The 17,524-nt window shown below is 46.1% G+C and carries 14 protein-coding genes; 2 read left to right on the top strand and 12 right to left on the bottom strand.

The features are described 5' to 3' along the window. Positions 1-18: 18 nt before the first annotated feature. From NSS94_RS05070 to NSS94_RS05055, 4 genes are read right to left on the bottom strand one after another with little or no spacing between them, the layout of a single operon-like run. Positions 19-2,628, bottom strand: coding sequence for a polynucleotide kinase-phosphatase (locus NSS94_RS05070; RefSeq protein WP_341038817.1), 2,610 nt, complete (start codon positions 2,626-2,628; stop codon positions 19-21). Further along, positions 2,625-4,076 (bottom strand): 3' terminal RNA ribose 2'-O-methyltransferase Hen1, encoded by a 1,452-nt coding sequence (locus NSS94_RS05065; protein ID WP_341038816.1) that lies wholly within the window; start codon positions 4,074-4,076, stop codon positions 2,625-2,627. The genes NSS94_RS05070 and NSS94_RS05065 overlap by 4 nt, the downstream gene beginning before the upstream one ends. A 21-nt stretch (positions 4,077-4,097) precedes the next feature. Further along, entirely contained in the window at positions 4,098-4,916 is an 819-nt protein-coding gene (locus NSS94_RS05060) for a nucleotidyltransferase domain-containing protein (RefSeq protein ID WP_029517593.1), read from the bottom strand. A gap of 19 nt (positions 4,917-4,935) precedes the next feature. After that, a complete protein-coding gene (locus tag NSS94_RS05055) occupies positions 4,936-6,504 on the bottom strand; it encodes a hypothetical protein (RefSeq protein WP_029517594.1) in 1,569 nt (522 codons plus the stop codon). A gap of 199 nt (positions 6,505-6,703) precedes the next feature. On the opposite strand from NSS94_RS05055, the gene NSS94_RS05050 reads away from it, so the two are divergent. After that, positions 6,704-8,029: a helix-turn-helix transcriptional regulator gene (locus NSS94_RS05050; RefSeq protein WP_029517595.1), complete on the top strand. Its 1,326-nt coding sequence runs from the start codon at positions 6,704-6,706 to the stop codon at positions 8,027-8,029. Next, the gene (locus tag NSS94_RS05045) at positions 8,004-8,804 is read left to right on the top strand and encodes a WYL domain-containing protein (protein WP_029517596.1); all 801 of its coding nucleotides are present in this window, start codon (positions 8,004-8,006) and stop codon (positions 8,802-8,804) included. Before NSS94_RS05050 ends, NSS94_RS05045 begins: the two co-directional genes overlap by 26 nt. Positions 8,805-8,890: 86 nt before the next feature. Here the strand turns inward: NSS94_RS05045 and NSS94_RS05040 are convergent, their stop codons facing one another. From NSS94_RS05040 to NSS94_RS05005, 8 genes are all read right to left on the bottom strand, one after another. Beyond that, positions 8,891-9,868 carry an aldo/keto reductase gene (locus tag NSS94_RS05040; protein WP_341038815.1) on the bottom strand — a complete coding sequence of 326 codons (978 nt, stop codon included), beginning with the start codon at positions 9,866-9,868 and terminating at the stop codon, positions 8,891-8,893. Positions 9,869-10,207: 339 nt separating this feature from the next. Continuing rightward, positions 10,208-10,966, bottom strand: a complete 759-nt coding sequence (locus NSS94_RS05035) for a TraX family protein (RefSeq protein ID WP_029517598.1) — start codon at positions 10,964-10,966, stop codon at positions 10,208-10,210. 46 nt (positions 10,967-11,012) lie between these two features. Continuing rightward, positions 11,013-11,792: a LytR/AlgR family response regulator transcription factor gene (locus NSS94_RS05030; RefSeq protein ID WP_029517599.1), complete on the bottom strand. Its 780-nt coding sequence runs from the start codon at positions 11,790-11,792 to the stop codon at positions 11,013-11,015. Beyond that, the gene (locus tag NSS94_RS05025) at positions 11,789-13,135 is read right to left on the bottom strand and encodes a sensor histidine kinase (RefSeq protein ID WP_245231541.1); all 1,347 of its coding nucleotides are present in this window, start codon (positions 13,133-13,135) and stop codon (positions 11,789-11,791) included. Before NSS94_RS05025 ends, NSS94_RS05030 begins: the two co-directional genes overlap by 4 nt. Before the next feature lie 120 nt (positions 13,136-13,255). Next, positions 13,256-13,852 (bottom strand): accessory gene regulator AgrB, encoded by a 597-nt coding sequence (locus NSS94_RS05020; protein ID WP_230585093.1) that lies wholly within the window; start codon positions 13,850-13,852, stop codon positions 13,256-13,258. 9 nt (positions 13,853-13,861) lie between these two features. Then, positions 13,862-15,655, bottom strand: coding sequence for an ABC transporter ATP-binding protein (locus tag NSS94_RS05015; RefSeq protein ID WP_081317629.1), 1,794 nt, complete (start codon positions 15,653-15,655; stop codon positions 13,862-13,864). A 14-nt stretch (positions 15,656-15,669) separates the two neighbouring features. Beyond that, entirely contained in the window at positions 15,670-16,227 is a 558-nt protein-coding gene (locus tag NSS94_RS05010; protein WP_016819877.1) for a DUF5823 family protein, read from the bottom strand. A gap of 15 nt (positions 16,228-16,242) precedes the next feature. Then, complete coding sequence (locus tag NSS94_RS05005; RefSeq protein WP_107735013.1) at positions 16,243-17,514, bottom strand: lanthionine synthetase C family protein; 1,272 nt, start codon at positions 17,512-17,514, stop codon at positions 16,243-16,245. Positions 17,515-17,524 lie beyond the last annotated feature (10 nt).

Here is a 17,524-nt window from a genome sequence, read left to right as displayed (position 1 = left end):
CAATCCCTCCCTCGCAAACTACAATCTTGGATCAATCGGCTCTGATTCCAGAGATAGTGCGGCAAGGACGCATTCATGAATACGATCTACCGTATCCTTGCGGACAAAACGTTCCACGCCTTCCATACCAAGCGCTCCTTCCATCAGGGCATGACGCTCCTTTTTGTTCGTTCGACGCTGCTTCAGACGCTTTAAATTCTCAGGGGCAAGATAATCCATACCGTAAATGATGTGCAAATACTTCCGGCCTCTCACCTTGATTGCAGGCTGAATCATCTTGTCCCGATTTTTCATCAAAAAGCGTTCCGGCTTGATCACAATCCCCTCATGACCATCCTCTGTCATCTCGTTCCACCAACGAATGACCTCTTCCTCGCTTGCTTCGTCCGTGATCACGCGATACTCTGTCTCCATAAACAGGGAAGACAGCCCAGCCAGCTCCCGGTTTTGCTCCATATGCCAAATATGAGAATGGTCGAAAAAAGTCTTTCCGCTGTGTGCCAGCGTATGAAACGGTGCGATACGAATCTCATCCAGACCGTCCACATCCCAGCAATATTTTTGAAAAGCCTTTTGAAACGTCACGGCATTCGCGTACTTCTGTTCCATTTCCTCCAACCAGTCTCCAACCTCTCGGCCCGCAACCTTCGCCTGCTTCAGCTTGTCTACCAGCTTACTGCGATCCAGCAGAGCTGCTTCACCCACATGCGCATACTGTGCAGCAATCAATTCCCGAGCCTTGAGATTCCACGGTACAATTTCCGCATCCAGCAACACAAAATCCGTCTGGTTCCGTTCAAAATATCCGGCAGTCCGTAGATCCACATTCAGCTTTTCCAGCACTTGCTTCCCAAGGCTTTGTTCAAAGAAAGCTCTCCCGCTCCGACTGTAGATCGTGCCCAATGTCGGGTAGCCTACATACTCGACAGCGGCCTGTTCGTTTTTGAATAATAGCAAAATAGCCCGGCTACCCATATGTTTTTTCTCGGCCACCATCGTTTGTACCCCTTGCCCGCGATAATAAGCCAGCGCTTCACGCGGATGCTCCAGATAACCTTCCTCTGCAGACACCGCTGGAGCAGGACTCATGGTCGGTGGAATATACACCAGTTCCTCTATCGGTACTGTCACATGTGACACGGCATCTATAGCGGTTTTGACCGATTCTCCTTGAACGCGCACTTCGCCATACGATTCCGTCAGTACACTGTAACCAGCGATGAGCTTGCGTAAATTCGGCGGGGAAAACCGTTTTCTCTGCCACCGGACAAGTGGGCTATCGGGATCATTCGCATAATTCTCATGTGCCGGAACGCTGACAAATTCCTTTTCTGGATAACGATAAGCGGTCAGCATACCGCCAAATACCACACCCTGATCAATATTCACCGTCTGATTCACAAGGGTAGGCTGCGGTCTAGGATCATGTCCCCATACTACTATTTCTCCCGATTCATGGTCTACGAACCAATCTTTGCGGATTGGTTTTCCGTCTGCATCCTGTCCTTCCGTATCTCCATAACGGCAATAATCAGAAATACGTGCCGACTGTTTGCCGATAAAATGATCCTTAATCCCGGCATGAGCCACGACCACGTGTCGCAATCCATTTCTGCCAAAAATAAGATGAGAGGGTGCATGTAGCAGAAAATCCCTCAGCTCCCCTCTAAACTGTTCCGCTGCTGCCTTGCCCGCTTTTTGTTCATATTGGGCCAGTTCCTGTGCAAATCGTTCATCCCCATGACTGAGAGTCACCTTTCTCCCATCGAGGTAACGGCCGATTTTCCAGCCATGATTGCTGTCAATCATATACGCTAGTCCGGCATCCACGTGCTTTTTCCAGAACTGCACCGCTTGTAACGATTCTGGGCCACGGCTCATCACATCTCCGACAGATACTAGTCTTCTGCCATCTGGATGTTGGTATAGTCCTTCCGTATCTTCCGTATATCCTAGCCGCTCTATCACTTCCAGCATCTCACGGTAGCACCCATGGATATCACCAATGATGTCAATACCTGAGCCAATCTCATGAAACAGTGGCTGCGCACGGCGAACAATGTTCATTTCTTCTACATCCTTGAGGACATAGCAAGCGTTAAAGCCTTCCTCACGGATACCACGCAGGTTCCGCTTTAACAGCTGTGTCTGCTGCTTGACCCGTTGGCGGCCACGCGGATGCTCCCTGCCTAAATCCCGTTCCAGCAGTACAGATTCGGGTACATCCAGTACCAAGGCCATCACAGGAACATGCGCCTTGGCTGCCAGCTGTACATATTTTTGACGGTCCTCAGCATACAAATGGGTGGCATCCACAACCGTTAGTTTATTCAAGCGACAGCGCATAGCCAAAATCGTATCCATCGCCTCAAAGGCCTTGGCTGACATCTGCTGATACTCATAGAACAGTACGTCCGATTCCAGCCTTGGAAGTCCACTCCAGTCTATAAATTCCGTATCTCCGACCAGCTTGCGAAAATGATCTGAGGATACCACTTCTGTCTCCAGTAGAACCCCTTCGCTCACCAGCCTGTCCAATAATGTGGTTTTGCCACTGTTGGAGGCCCCCACCAACACAACCAGTCCAGCATGCGGTAAATGAATCGTACGTTTAGATGAATTGCTCATGTTTCCTTCTGCTCCTTTCTGCGCGTAAATATAGCCATTTGGGTCGGTTGTCCAAAGCCGTCGGCCTCTTCTCCGATCCCCTTCAGCGCTACCGAATAAGGAGCTTCCGCAATCCACTGCTCACATCGTTCTTGAAACTCGCTTCTACTCCATTCAAAACGGTGATCGCCATGCCGCAGCTCTTGCTGATTCATACGATACACTTCATTATATTCACGATTGGGAGTCGTCACGATCAGCACGCCCGGCTGATACTCCGTCACAATCGTCTTCATCACCCGGTTCAGACGATGCTCATTCACATGCTCAATGACCTCACATAGGATCATCACATCTTTGCCCCGCAATTGTTCATCATAATAAAAGAGAGAGCCCATCATGGGTGTAGGACTGATCGCATCGGCATGCCTTTCCAGCTTGTTAAAACGCTCCACGGCTCTCAACTGTGCATACGCAGACGGCTCCACCGCCCAAATCTCTTCAACGCCCGTCATTCGGGCCATCCGAGCCGATAGCTTCCCTTCCCCTGAACCCAAATCTACGATTTTCTGTCTGCGAGGCAGCTTGCGAATTACGTCCATAATAGCTTGATACCGCAGCTCATTTAGCCGTACTGTAGGCTGTTGCTTCCCTTCCTCATGTGGCTGTTCTGGCTGTTGAATCTGTTCGTGCTTATCCTTTTGAGCTTGGACAGTATCCTTTTCAATATGTTTTTTAATACCTATTTCATCACAATCAGATTGCTCAAATTGCTCAATCAGATTGGTAAAACGAAGCGTGCGTCGAATGATAAGCTCGCGTAGCGGATGCGCTGACAGCCAGCCTTCACCGTAACGTCTCAGCTTGTCAAACTCTTCTTCACTGATATAGTAGTGCTTATAGTTATCCAACACCGGAATCAACAGCAATAACTGACGTAGCGCATACTGCACCGTCTGATGGCCACTTAACGTGACATATCTGACAGTGCTTCGATTTTTCAGCTGAAAAGAATAGTCTGCTTCCCCTCGTTCTATGTCCACTTGATAGCCCAGCGGAGCAAATAGTCCCTCCACCACAGAATCCGGTAAATCCGAAGCAACAGGCCCAAACGATAACTCCAGCGCGAAAGGATGCGTCACCCATTCTGCATACTCTTCTTTGGGTTTGCCGTTCAGTGCCGTACCAAGCGAGCCACGAATATAGGTGCAAAATAAGCTGCTGGTTACAAACTCCCGGTCATTAATATATTGTGTAATATCATAGCTATCTGGACTGTTTTTGACCAAATCTATCGAATCTGGCGAAGCCTGAATGACGATTTCTGCCTCTTCCTCGGTAAACACGGTGTACACCATGCGTACACGCGCACCCTTTTCCGTGCGATCATACGTATTGTAGGGATTTTTGGCAAGCAAGTGCGAAATCATCCCAGCATTGTTTCCGGTTGCTTTTAGCGTGATGTGCATACTCTACTTCTCCTTCCCAGCTTATACTTTCCATACTTCATTCACCGCAGCGCGGAACATATCATCCAACTGCTGATCACGTCCACTCTCCATATGCTGAAGCAAGGGCGCCTTTTGTTCAAAATAAGCAATTTGCTGCTGGATAAAATCATTCACCACCGAAAGCTGTGGCTCCACATCCAGCTCCTCGCCCGCTTTTTTACGATCAAGCAAATGTTCGATCACCTGATAAAGTTCGGTATGTGCCGGAATGAGTTCCTCTAGCAATTCTACGAATTCCATTGGAGGCATGCTGTTGTGACGTTCAATCCAGCTACAGGCCAGCAACGGGCGCAGCACGTAAAAATACTTTTTAATCTTCACCTGTTCTCCCTGCAAATAATCCCGATAATTTCCCCGCGCCATATTCAGATAATGGTACATGCAGGACTTCGGAGAGAAGGTTAACGGCGAGATCGCACGAATCTGATCAGCCACTGCATATTGCTCCAGATAGGAAATCGGAGATTGCAGCCATTCCAGCAAAGGCGGATTGGATTTGCGAAACAATTGGAGCGCCTTTTTTAAATCCCAGCCGTTTATATCCAGCAAATCGCTGATTGGCCGTTCAATCACATCCCGCTTATCAAAAATAGATAAATACCATTCTATGGGTCTTACATAGATAAATCGTACATCATAGTCACTGTCCTGTGAAGGAAACCCCCACGCCCGACTACCTGATTCACAGGCGTATACAATGCGCACCTGCTCCGCTTGCTCCAACGCGCGCAGCTCACGCAAAATCGTCTCACGCATTTCCGGTTGAATGAAACCCTGCCCATGCTTCATATCCGTCATGTTGTTCCCTCCCTTATCATTAAAGTATTTCCCGAATCTGTTCTCTAATCGACTCCTCCGTTTCATCTATCGATAAGCGGCGAAGACGCTCTGTCGTTTCCTCTCCCCACATCTCAGAAGGCCATTCCTTGAGTACATGAAGTGCTGCATGACGATTGGAGATCACCGGACTCCAAAGTCCGGCAGCAACTAGCTCTTGTCCCATTCCTTCGTAAGAAGACAATAGCTGAAGCAAAATACCCAGACATTGATGCGCTTCATACTCCGGTCCAAAGCCCGGCACATCAGCAGGACCAGAAGCAATTTCTTCCAGAGGCAAGTGCTTTTCTGCAAAAGCCACCAGCTTACGAGCCCGCTGTTCATCCTCTGTCTTGATGAGTTCAAAGTATAGATTAGGCTTGACTGGATATTTACTTAATTGATCAAATAGCACGGGCCATACATCTAGTGCTAGCATTCGAGCTACGCGAATGGCGCAGTGGAGATGCGGTGAATCTGCATACTGCAGTTCCTGCTCTACTGGCTTCACCCACTGCGGATCGTCCATCATCTGCTGGCATATTGACGCGTAACGTTTACGTAATTCCGGCGTCCATTCATGCTCATAACGTGCCTCCCATGAATCGTCTTCTTCATCGAGAAAATCCGCAATATCCATGATGATCGTAAAATGCTTCACAGTCGTACACATGGTCTTAGCATGGCGAAGGTAGTTGCCTATGACCATAGTGGCATGCTCATAATCGTCTATACTTTCCGCAGGTCCGCCTGCTGCCAGCAAAGCCGATAGAATATCACCCGCCCCGTCAAACAACTCCTGATCAATGTGCGGTACAGCGATGGCTGTATGCAGTTCGCCTTTATGAGCACACTCATAAGCAAGATACTCATACATGACATTGTTGCGGAATCCTTCCCTTAATAACCAGTCACGTATTTCCTGCCGCGCAGGCTCCAGCCGTTCTACTACGTGAATACGTCCCCAGCCATGTACCTGTGAGGCTAAATTATACAATTGTTCGTTGGCCTGCTCCGAAATATTACGGATAGCTACAGCTGCATATAGCGTGAATTCATCATGCTTGGCTAGTGTTAAAATAAGTTCGTGGTGCTGATCCGTCTCCAGTAATCCAAGCAGCGCAATACCGACCTTCACCACATTGCGATGTGCTCCGTGTTCAGCCAGCCAACGTGCTTCCTCATACAATCGATCCGGCTGAATTGCTGGATGCTCGCGCACCGCATCTAGCAGCGGATCAATCAGGCTGAGCGCATTTTCCTCCATCAAGCGTACATACGTCTCACGTCTCGTCTTCATCCCTGGCTTGCGGCATTGTCTGGACAACAACTGCGCCAGATCCTTAATTTTGTCAGTCTCTCCATCTCCGACAGCGCCATGATGCCCAAATGCTCCATCCAATCCTCCTGCCACCCAACGCATCGTGTGACCTGCCCAATATTCTTCATCATCTGGTAAATGATCATCCGTAAGCCTGCCCTGAGGGTCCAGTCCCTGCTTAATCGTTTCATAAATCGAAAGCTTACCTACCCATGGATATAACACTTCATTTTTGCGTCGTCCAAACATGTTGCATCACCCTTCTGTTATGTATTGCTTCTTATTTCATCGTGCTATCTTATACTCCTATGATGCTTTATTTTGGAAGTCATGAACATGGTGAAAGTATTACAAGGATGAATAATTTCCCTTTTTCCTACATCCCTTCCCTGTTAGAATAAAGGGATACTTGCTTTCGGAGAACGGCAACAGAAACGGGGAATGCATCATGGCGAGAGAAAGTTTTGATAAAGAAATTCAATTCCTGCGTATGCTCACATTAACAAGCGGCGCCTATAATCGGCAGCAATTCGCAGATAGACTGGGCATTTCGGTACATACCTTTGATAAAACAATCCGGCGTCTCAAGGAAATTGTCCAATCGGTACAACAGCAGTTGCCTGCGGAACACGGACATGATTTTAATGAGATGCTGCGCTTTAATTATTACGAATCGGCTGATCCATTATTGTTATTTCTGTTTCGGGCCAAATCGCTCAAGGAATCGGAAAGCGTCCGCTTATCCCTTCTGCTGACAGCGCTACAGTCACAGCCTATGACCACCATGGAACTATTGGATGCTTGCTGCAACGGGCTGCCTTCCGACAGTTCACTACCGGATGAGAAAACGATTCGTTCCGATCTGAAATATCTGGTTGAAGTCGGCGTCGTTCGCAAGGAACCCGGCGGCAGACCTTACCGCTATGCTGTCCGCAACGATCTGGTGACAGAACTGACGGACGAGGAGCTGCTGGACTTATATGATTTTGTAGACATTATGGCCAACACCCAGCTCCCCTCTGTACAGGGATATCTGCTGCGAGATCATCTTAAAAAAGCCATGCGCCGTCAGCTCGGAGATCGGGAGATGGCCGAACCTTTTTTATATAAATACCACTATTATTCACGCATTCTGGACGAAGCCCATATTCATCCGCTTCTACACGCCATTCGGCAACGCCGCTGTGTAACTTTTTTATATTTTTCGACGTCCAAACGAAGCATGTACGGGTCACAAAACACAAACCCGCTGTTTGAAAAAGAGACCGACGGCCGTGAACACACCATTCTGCCCCTACAAGTCATCTATGATCATCAATATGGACGTTGGTATATTCTGGGTCATGTAGGCGGTAAAGGAATCATGAAGTTTCGTATGGAGGGCATGACTCAATTGGTGGAGGGCAAGCCTGTACCAGAGCAGTTTCATGCCGATCTGCTAGCGGTGTTGGAAGAAAAAATGCGGTACAGCTGGCTTGTTGATACGGGTCGTCCTGTGAAGGTGCGGGTACGTTTTTTCAATCCTGAGGGCGCGAAGCGCAACTTTATTCGGGAACGTGTGCTGTCACAGGGACAATGGGGTACGATCGCGGAGGAGGAAAGTGAATCCTTTATCTATGAAATCACAGTGAATGGAATCACTGAGATTAAACCGTGGATTCGCAGCTTCGGATCAAGCTGTGAGGTATTGGAGCCTCAGCGGCTACGGAAGGAATTCAGACAGGAATGGAAGGAGCTGCAAGCCTATTATGAGCCTGTTCGAGAAAATATTTAACTACCAGATCGTCTCACGGCTGGATGAATCGGGCGCTTTTGCTACCACATCACAGGAAAGAATTTGGCTCAAATCTATGCTTGCAGACTCGGCAGCGACAGAGGGTTTTACCCCGGCTACACTTGATAAGCTTCGGCAATTACTTGCAGACGACGAGCCGCTGGAGGCCGATGGAAGTTTGCGGGAAAAGGCAGGTATCCCTGCTGTCTCGGTATACCATCCACTCTTGCGTGAATTGCGTTCCATTCTGCGATCCCGTTCTGGCATCTGTGTGACCTACAAACTGCGCAACGGACGCTTGCATGAGCGAATGTCCGGTTTTCCATATAAGCTGGAGTTTTCCATGGTCAAAAAAGAATGGAGCCTGCTGTGGTATAATCGCAGACACCGCGCGCTCATGTCTACCAAGCTATCTAATATCGTGAACATCACGGAAGATGAGCTTCTACCCGAAGAGGCCGATAAATTCACCCAACGTATACTCGGTATACTGGAGTCGCGCAAGGAACAGGGCATCATCGAAATTGTTCCTGTATATAACGGTGAAATGTCTCGTATTTTATATGCTTTTTCCTGCTTTGAAAAAGAGGTCGAATATGTTCAGGAAGCAGATACCTATCGTATTACACTCACTTTCCAGGCAGACGAATGTGAATATGTGTTATCCAAAATCCGTTTCCTGGGCAAACGTGTCAAGGTCGTCCAAGGCTCCCGGCTGATCTCACGAATGAAGGAGACAACAGCCAAGGCCCTTGCACGCTACGAAGAGGAATAGCTACTGAGGCAAATATGAGATACATCCATGTAAATAGCCCCTCCCTCCGTCTGTTAATGAGACGAGGGAAAGGGCTTTTAAACGAGTTATGGCAAGGCTTGTCCGCGCGCACTGACGTACAATTCATACCATTCCTCACGGGTCATCAGCTCGCTCTGGCGTTCCGCATCCTGACATGCTTTGATTCGTTCAGGATTGGCGCTGCCAATGACAGGCTGAATCCGTGCTGGATGCTTCATAAGCCAGCCAAGGACGATCGCTTCACGTGTCGTTTCCTTTTCAGAAGCCAGCTTCTGCACCAGCTCTGCCGTCTTAACGACATGCTCAGGCGCCCCTTCCAAAGAACCTCCGCTAAAACGTCCCTGCGCCAGCGGTCCCCAGGCTTGGAGCTGAATATCCTCGGTTTGGCAATATTCTAGCAACCCTTCACCAAAATGTACATTCGTCCCCGCCTGCTGGTTCACATGTACGGTCTGATCTACAAAATGCAGATGTGCCAGGCTCATCTCCAGTTGATTAGCGATCAGCGGATCCGTTAGGCTCCGCTCCAGAAAACGAATTTGGCTTACATTCATATTGGAAACGCCAAAATGCCTTACTTTGCCGGATGCCGTAAGCTCGCTGAACGCCTTCGCTACTTCGTCCGGCTCTACCAGCGGATCGGGGCGATGCAGTAGCAAGATGTCCAAATATTCCGTACCCAGGCGCTTCAGGATCCCATCCACGGACTCCATAATATGAGCATATGAGAAATCAAAACGGCCCGGAAGCGTACCATCTGGCAGAAAAATACCACATTTGGACTGAATTACGATTTGCTCACGCAAGCCCGGCTGTCCCTTTAAAATCTGACCGAAAATCTCTTCCGCTTTCCCCATACGATAAATATCCGCATGATCGAACATCGTAATCCCAATGGATCGTGCAGCTTCTACAGCTCTCTCCGCTTCAACGACATGCTCCTGCGTAAACGGTGCATGGCTCCATTCTCCACCAAAAGGCATACAACCAAGAGCCAGCCGACTATCGGAGATTCCACGTTTCTGTAAAGGCATAATCTTCATGCTGCTCCTCCTTCAACCTTCAAAATATTCCCTGCTTCATACACATATGAAGAGTCCGTGGGACCGCTATCACACACCTATTTTACCACTTACTTACGGTCGTGTTCGACAATGCTTGTATTGAGTTCAGTCCTTCCACAGCATACTGAAGAAAGAACTGATTCACCTTAATCGTTATGAAATCCGGGACGAGGCCAAGCAAGGTATTTTTGCGTATATTGACGGACTTTCACCGCCAAGTTATCATTCATACCGATCGCACTATATAAAAAAATAGACGGAAAACATGTCGTTTCCCGTCCAATTTTTTTATTTTAGTTACTTATTAGACAGCCCTTCTTATATGTAATAATCAATAGCCAACTTCAGCAGATAAAGCGCGAGCAAATGCAGCGGATAAAACAAATAGAAAAAGGTTCGTGGGCCTTTTCCCCTCTCTCCATTATATCGGGATAGCAGAGGGAGTGCAAAAATACAGGCCCCGCCGATCGCAAACGGATAAAGATATTCGTTCATTGTGCTGGCGTTGATGCCCATGATGCTGAGCGAATCGGGAACAGCCCATATAATGATGACTCCGAAAATGAACATAAGCGCAATTATTGCAATAATCCATCCGTTGTAAATCTTCTGTTGTTTGCGAGCGACATAGAAAGCTAGAACCAGTAACACTCCAATTACACTCCAGTCTCCCAAAAAAGAGACTACGCAAAGAGCCGAAATCGCCAAGTATTTAAGTACAGGATTGGTCGTGTTGTCATAGAACCATATTGCCAGTAGGCCCATCAACAACGTTAGCATGATGTTTCCCGAAGTATACCAATCTTTAAATACCAATCCGTAAGGCACCACACTGGCTAGCCCGGTTAGAGCAAGGCGTATTGTATATTTTTTGAAGCTTCTGGTATGGATATATCCTTCGGCTACAAAAAAAGCCATGATAGGCAATGTAATTCTGCCTACCACCTGAAAGCCCAAAAAATCGGCAAAAAATAGCCCTCCAATATGATCAATTAGCATTGCTAATACTGCAATTAATTTTAAACTGGTGGCATCAATGCCCTTCACCTCTGCTTGAACGGATAATCTTTGTTCCATATTCCTCCCCTTTTCTTCCCGAAGGACTATGCCCTCCATATCTATTCTATTCGTAAACAGGTCTGTTCAGGAGGCTCCGGTCTCCCATCTTATCTAAGAGGTGCTTCAACAATTGGCGGGAAACGGGAATAATGCGCCTTGCTTCTCCGGAATTCTGATTGGTTTGAAAAATGATCTCCTTCTTGCTCTTATCTATAGATTCCACCTTCATCAGGTTTACGATAAATGCCCGATGACACCGGAACAACCTGGGGTCCTTAGCCTCAATATCTTTCAGATCGCCGTAAAACTCAAGAGTTCTGTTTTCGGAAACCAGACGGATTTTGTGGGGAACACCGGTTGTTTCAAAGTAATAAATGCTGGAGAAGGAAATTTGAAATTTCGTAAATTTATTGTCGAGTATAAACCAATCATCGACATCCAACACAGGCTTTCTTTGATGGGCAACAGCAAGAACGTCTCTTACCTTTTTTTCCATTTCATCCTGAGTAGCATCCTTGATAATGAAATCAAGAGCTGCTACCTTGTATTGGAAGGTAAGCGGAGACAGATGACCGTGGGTAGTTACAAAGACAATATGCCCATACATATCATATTTTCTGATTTCTTGGGCAACTTCCAGTCCCTTCATCTGGCAACCCGAGATTTCAATATCAAGGAAATACAAGTTATTCGCACAAGCTTTAGATTCAAAAAGCAGGAGATCCGGCTTACTGGTGACAATGAGATTGCTGCAGCAGATGCCAAGTTCCTCGCAGCTTTTACGGACCATCTTTTCCATTATGCGCTGCTGGATAAACTGATCTTCCAGGATAAAAATATTCATGATGTCGCTCTCTTTATAATTAATGTTTGCGTGAAAAAATCCGGTTCCTTTTTGGTATCCAAAGTTACATACTTGTTGCTGCGCAGCACCTTTGCTATATTGTACAAGCCAAGACCCCGATTGTCCGCTTTCGTTGAAAAGTTCCGTTTGTAGAGATCATTCACCTTAATCCCGTCAAGTGCAGAATGATTATAAGAGTTTCGTATCGTCACCGTCTGAATATCGTCTTCATGGATCAGTACAATATTTATGGACGGATTGCAGGTCTCTAATGCCGCATCGATTGCATTGTCCAGGAAACAAGAGATTACTCTGCAAAGGTCTATAATATCCATATACATTTCACTGATACCGCTATCAATTTCCAGTTTTACGTCAACTCCACGCTTCTTTGCCACCAGCACCTTGGATGTAATAATACTCTTGAGCTCACTCACGTCCAGATTAATCAGGTTATCCAGACTATAGGAATATCCGTTCAACTGTGAAGCAGTAGGTTGGATAGAACTCTCATATATCCGCTTGATCATCGACAAATCCCCAGTTCTGATCCCCTCGTCCAGCATTAACAGGATATTGGTATAGTCATGTCTGAAGCCGCGGATGTCTTCGTACATTTTTTCAATCTCCATAATATAAGCCTCCAGCTGCAGGTATTGTTCCGTCTTGTTCTTCTCTAGCTCACGTTCACGCAGGAAGCGATACAGCCAATTGATCGTCATCAGGAAGATGGAGGTCAAGCCGATCAGCATCAACACAATCTTTAATCTGCTTGGATACGGATTGTTGCTTTCACACTCCGAATAGATAATGAGTCCGAGTCCGATGATCCCCAAGACTAAGATTAAAGAAGCTCCGACGATAAGCTTAATCCGATATAGCTTCAAAAGCCTGACCGCCGGAGTAGGAAACAAATAAGACACAAGCTTTCGGAGCGCCAAGTAGATCAGCGGAGGTGAACAAGCGGTTAGGAAGGGCGCCGTCCATTTGTTTTTATATTCATAAGGAACCGCATAGCTGATTACCGTTATGAAATAACCCAGCAGTGTCGTAATAAAGATGGTAAGGATGGCGTAGAAGCCTATGACCCACAAGGATTCATATTTGTCGGTCAACCACCCGTATAATGCCAGTAGCACAAATAGAAATAGGTAAACAATCAGTCCGAAGTTATTCAGAGCTGTTATTCCGATAAAATAATACATGACTAAAAACAGCAGCAGCTTATAATTCATACGGAAAACGCTTAGACCATTGCCGCTGACCATATGATATATTACAAGATAGCTGGTGTATTGCAAAAAATAAATGCCGGATGTAATCATTTTTTGTTCAATTTCCAAACTTTTGGGTTGACTGGTTCATAGAACAACCCGAAACAAATCCCTCCTCCTTCACCTCTTTTACTCATATGCTCCAGTAGCTTAGCCTTGAGTCTCTGGGTATGGTTGTTTCTGTGTTCTTTAATATTCTTGATATTGTTCATAATTAGCATAACTCCTTCTCATTATGGAATAGAATACTGGTGTGATGACGACTGCTTCAAGAAACAGCCCGAATATTAACCAAGGATAAAAATCTAGTGCGATGGCCACGAAAACAAACACTATACTTAAAAAGATAGCTTGTAATCTGCATGCTCTTCTTAACTTCGGATCTACCAATGGATTGCACTCCGTATCGGCCGGAGCGTATCTGGCAATCAGAATGATAGAAAGCAGACAGAGCGTCGCCAAAAAAAAGCGGTTCCATTCTACTTCCTTTAAGAGCCAGGGAACAAACACAAAGGTCAGTAGACTGACCCAGGTGCAATGATGCGACTTGCGAGCATGCCAGCCAAAGGACTTTCGCCGGACCACTGTATAGGAAAGCAGCATCGCAGCCGTTTCGGCTAATACACCGAGCAAACAGGCACTGACCAATACAAGAAGTATTTTTTCTGTGCCAGCCAGTATGTTCTCTAGATAATAAAGCACATAAGCACGCTTCTCCGCTTCCAATTCTTCGTCTTGAAAGTATTTATCAATGATCCACGTTGACAATTGATGATACAACGCCACCGCCCCTCCCTAACTTAATTGTGTAGGAAGCTGGAATTGAACATAATCACGATATTTATCATGCCAACTCATTAATTCGTGATGCGTGCCTACCCCCGTTACTTCTCCTTTATCCAAAAAGATTATCTGGTCCGCTTTGTAGATGGTTGACAAACGATGAGCGATAACAATGGTCATTTTATTCTTGGAGAGAAGCTTGATTACATCATGTACAAGCTGCTCTGACTCGCTATCCAGATTGGCGGTAGCTTCATCAAACAGCAGAATCTCATGGTCTGAAAGCAAGCATCTGGCAATCTGGATTCGCTGCTTCTGTCCCCCCGATAATTTGACTCCCCTTTCTCCAACAAAGGTATCCAAACCATCCGGTAATTGATAAATTACCTCCTTCAAGCCTACTGTATCAAGAGCCGCATAAATCTCATGGTCATCCGCGTCTCTGTTTAGGCCATATACCAGATTGTCTCTCACTGATCCTACCAGTAAGTCACTATCCTGCATAACATAGGATATTTTGCGACGCCATTCTTCCGTCCTAATCTTATCCAAATATACATTATTGTAATAGATTTCTCCATTATATTCTGAGTAAAATTTCTCTATTAAAGAAAATATTGTTGTTTTTCCCGAGCCGGAAGGCCCTACGATCGCTGTAGTGGTACCGCCTCTGAAGGTTAACTCCACGTTGGATAATACCGGTTGGCCCTGGTTGTACGAGAAAGAAACATTGGCAAAATGCAGGATATCCGAATTCTGATCATGACTTTTCATGTCCGGCACACTGCCTAACTTTTCTTGCTTCTCATCCTGCTGGTTATATATAGTATAAATTTCCTTACTTGCTCCCTTGGCCTTCTGATACTGCGAGAAAAAACTGCTGAGCTGGGTCAGAGGCGAAACCATTGTAAACAAATAAAAGATCATGGATACCAAAGTACCTGTAGTGATATGTCCAGCGGCAATGCCGGCGCTTCCATACCAAAACATTCCTACCAAAGCTAGCATGATGATAATTGTTACAATCGGCTCAATGACAGCTGACAATATTCCCTCTTTGATGTTCAAGCGAAAGATACGTCCAAGTATCTCCCGAGTATATTTCATTTCAAGCTTTTCCGACGTCGTCGCTTTAATGAATCTGATGTTATAGAGAATTTTTGATAACTCACCGGAAAAATCTGCGGCTGCATCCTGTGCCTCAATCGCTACTCTATTCATCCTTCTTCCAATGGGATAGATTAGTAGCGCCGTTATAGGAATCAGAGCAACGAGTACACTCATTAATCTCCAATCCAACACAAATAACATGATGATGCAACCAGTGACCATCAGGACATCAGCCAGAATAGAAGGCAGAGTGATAGCCAGAAAATTACTTACAATAGCAAGGTCGTTCGTCATTCTGCTGATGATTTTGCCGTTCTCGTTGTTATCAAAATAATTAACCGGCAAATGGATAATTTTTTCCCAAATTTTCAGTCGCAGTTCCTGAAAAAACTTGCTCCCCACATATCTGAGGAGCAGAGAAGACACGGCGTTTAAAATCCCTCCGGCCAGAAACAGCGAAATAAGCACAGCTGCGGTCTGGATCGTCAGCTCCATAGCTGAGATCTTATCGACAAGCTTGCCTGTAATGATCGGCAATACTAATGAAAAAGCGGCGGAAATCAGTGTAAATACGATGCTCCAAGCAAGCGCAAGCTTGGGCCATCTCGCAATTTTGATTAACTCCAGCAAGGAATGGGCCGTTTGTTTTTCTTCACCAATCTTTTTATATGCCGTGCTCTCCATATTCAATTCCATTATGGCTTAATCACCTATTTCTCTTTGTGATTTTCGTATTCTAGCAAAAACTTCATTGCCATTGTATAGACACCTGCGGCTATCGCTACCATGACAATATAGGAGAGCGACAGCTTGGTTCCTATCCAGTCCGTTTGGTTGCTTAATTGGAACAGTAAGAAGCACACGGCGCTTCCGGCAAGAAACTCCAAAGAGTAGGAGAATTTCCGCCCTCTCTTCAACCTATCTAGTATAATATCCACTATAATTACAGCGGATGTAAGCATAAAAGAAATTTTATACAGCATAATCTTATCTCCAGCAACAATCTGCTGATCCTCAAAACTTGCAAAGTATCTGGCCAAAATTGTACCGATTACTAGGTATAATACGACAACTAGCACATTTATTCCGACACATTCGGCTGTGCTGTAGGTAATAGTCCCTTCGCTTCGTTGAACCAGGGTCGCTGCCAAGCTTGAAATAAACAGGACCAGAAACCAAATATAAAAATATGCATCCAGTTGAAAAGAGAGAAAATCGGTAATCAGTCCCACCATGACTGTAATAATTTCTTTTAATAAAATGAACATTACCGTCTCCTCCTTTTAGCTAAATACCAGCATCTGCTTCCATGTACTCAAGTTCTCATTATCACAGGTCAGCAGTGTCAGCAATACACCTGCACATCCATCGAGCAGCCCTACTTTATCGAGAGATAACGGATCATCAACGCTTCCCTCAAGGTCTGTAAAGGGTACTGCCTCTTGAGTATTCCGGTATGATAACATACGATGCAAAAAATCATTCTTGAACGGTATGGCTGCCGTACGGCTGAAATGGTGCTGAATCAGGAGCAAGCCTGCATAGCCGTGACAGATCGTCGGTGAAATTACCTTTCTTAGCGAATCTGGTCTGGAGTAGACGGTATTGAACAATTGCAGAGCCTGCTGCTGCAGCGCTTTGTCCTCCAGGGCCAATCCCAGCCGGAACATAGCCACAGAAGCTCCCGGTGTGCCGTAACACCATGCATCTCTGTGATAACCTGGATTCCGACTAGTCTCTGCGGATTCATCCGGTGTGAACATATTAGGTATGACAAGGGTGCCGTTCCACTCTCTGATATTTCCGAGTAGAAAAGTCTTGGCAACTTCCAGTACTTCTCTCAATCCTGTTAACGGGTAGCGGCGGAGATGTGCAACAGCCAGCAAATTAATGGCTCCTGTAATTCCGTGCGCCATGCCAAGATTATAGTAAATGGTCTGTTCGGGGAGTTCCCCGAAATGTCTCAGCTTGCCTACAGCATCCGTAATCAGTTGAAGGATCTTAAGGAGCACCGCATCCAGCTTCCCAGCGTATCTGTCTTGGCGTTCCTTAACCTCCATTAATGCAGCTGCAATCCCCGTCCATCCTGAAATCAAATCCAAGTCGCTATCCTCAATCAAGGAGTCTTCCAATTTCCCCCTTGTCTCCTCATAGAATTCCCCATAGCTGCTAAGAAACATATCCAGCGTCTGTGAGAGCACATTCGTATATCTTGTTGAACCTCTTGAACACTCGTTGAACAGATAAATAACACCTGCCAATCCGGTATACAGTGACAATGAATGGAACGGTATATTGCCGATTAAGCGCACAATCTCCTGATTGTACTTGAAAGCAAGCGCATCCCACCCTTCCCCCGGGTAGACTTCATCTAGTTTATCCAGAAGAAGGCTGATCCCGGGATATCCTGAAGCCAATGATATCAGCTCCATTTCAGGGTAATCATGCATGGCGTGCTTCTTGATTAGCAGGGTTACAGTATCTATATCTTTGTAAATTTCTGCGCTTTGTCTGACTATTTCAGATAAATTTCCCGGGACTTGTTTGACCGCCATAAGCTCCTCC

It is taken from the genome of Paenibacillus sp. FSL L8-0644 (assembly GCF_038008165.1).
Classification (GTDB): Bacteria; Bacillota; Bacilli; order Paenibacillales; family Paenibacillaceae; genus Paenibacillus; species Paenibacillus polymyxa_D.
Note: the sequence above shows the minus strand (reverse complement) of the source record. Positions and strands in the feature narration are given on the sequence as shown.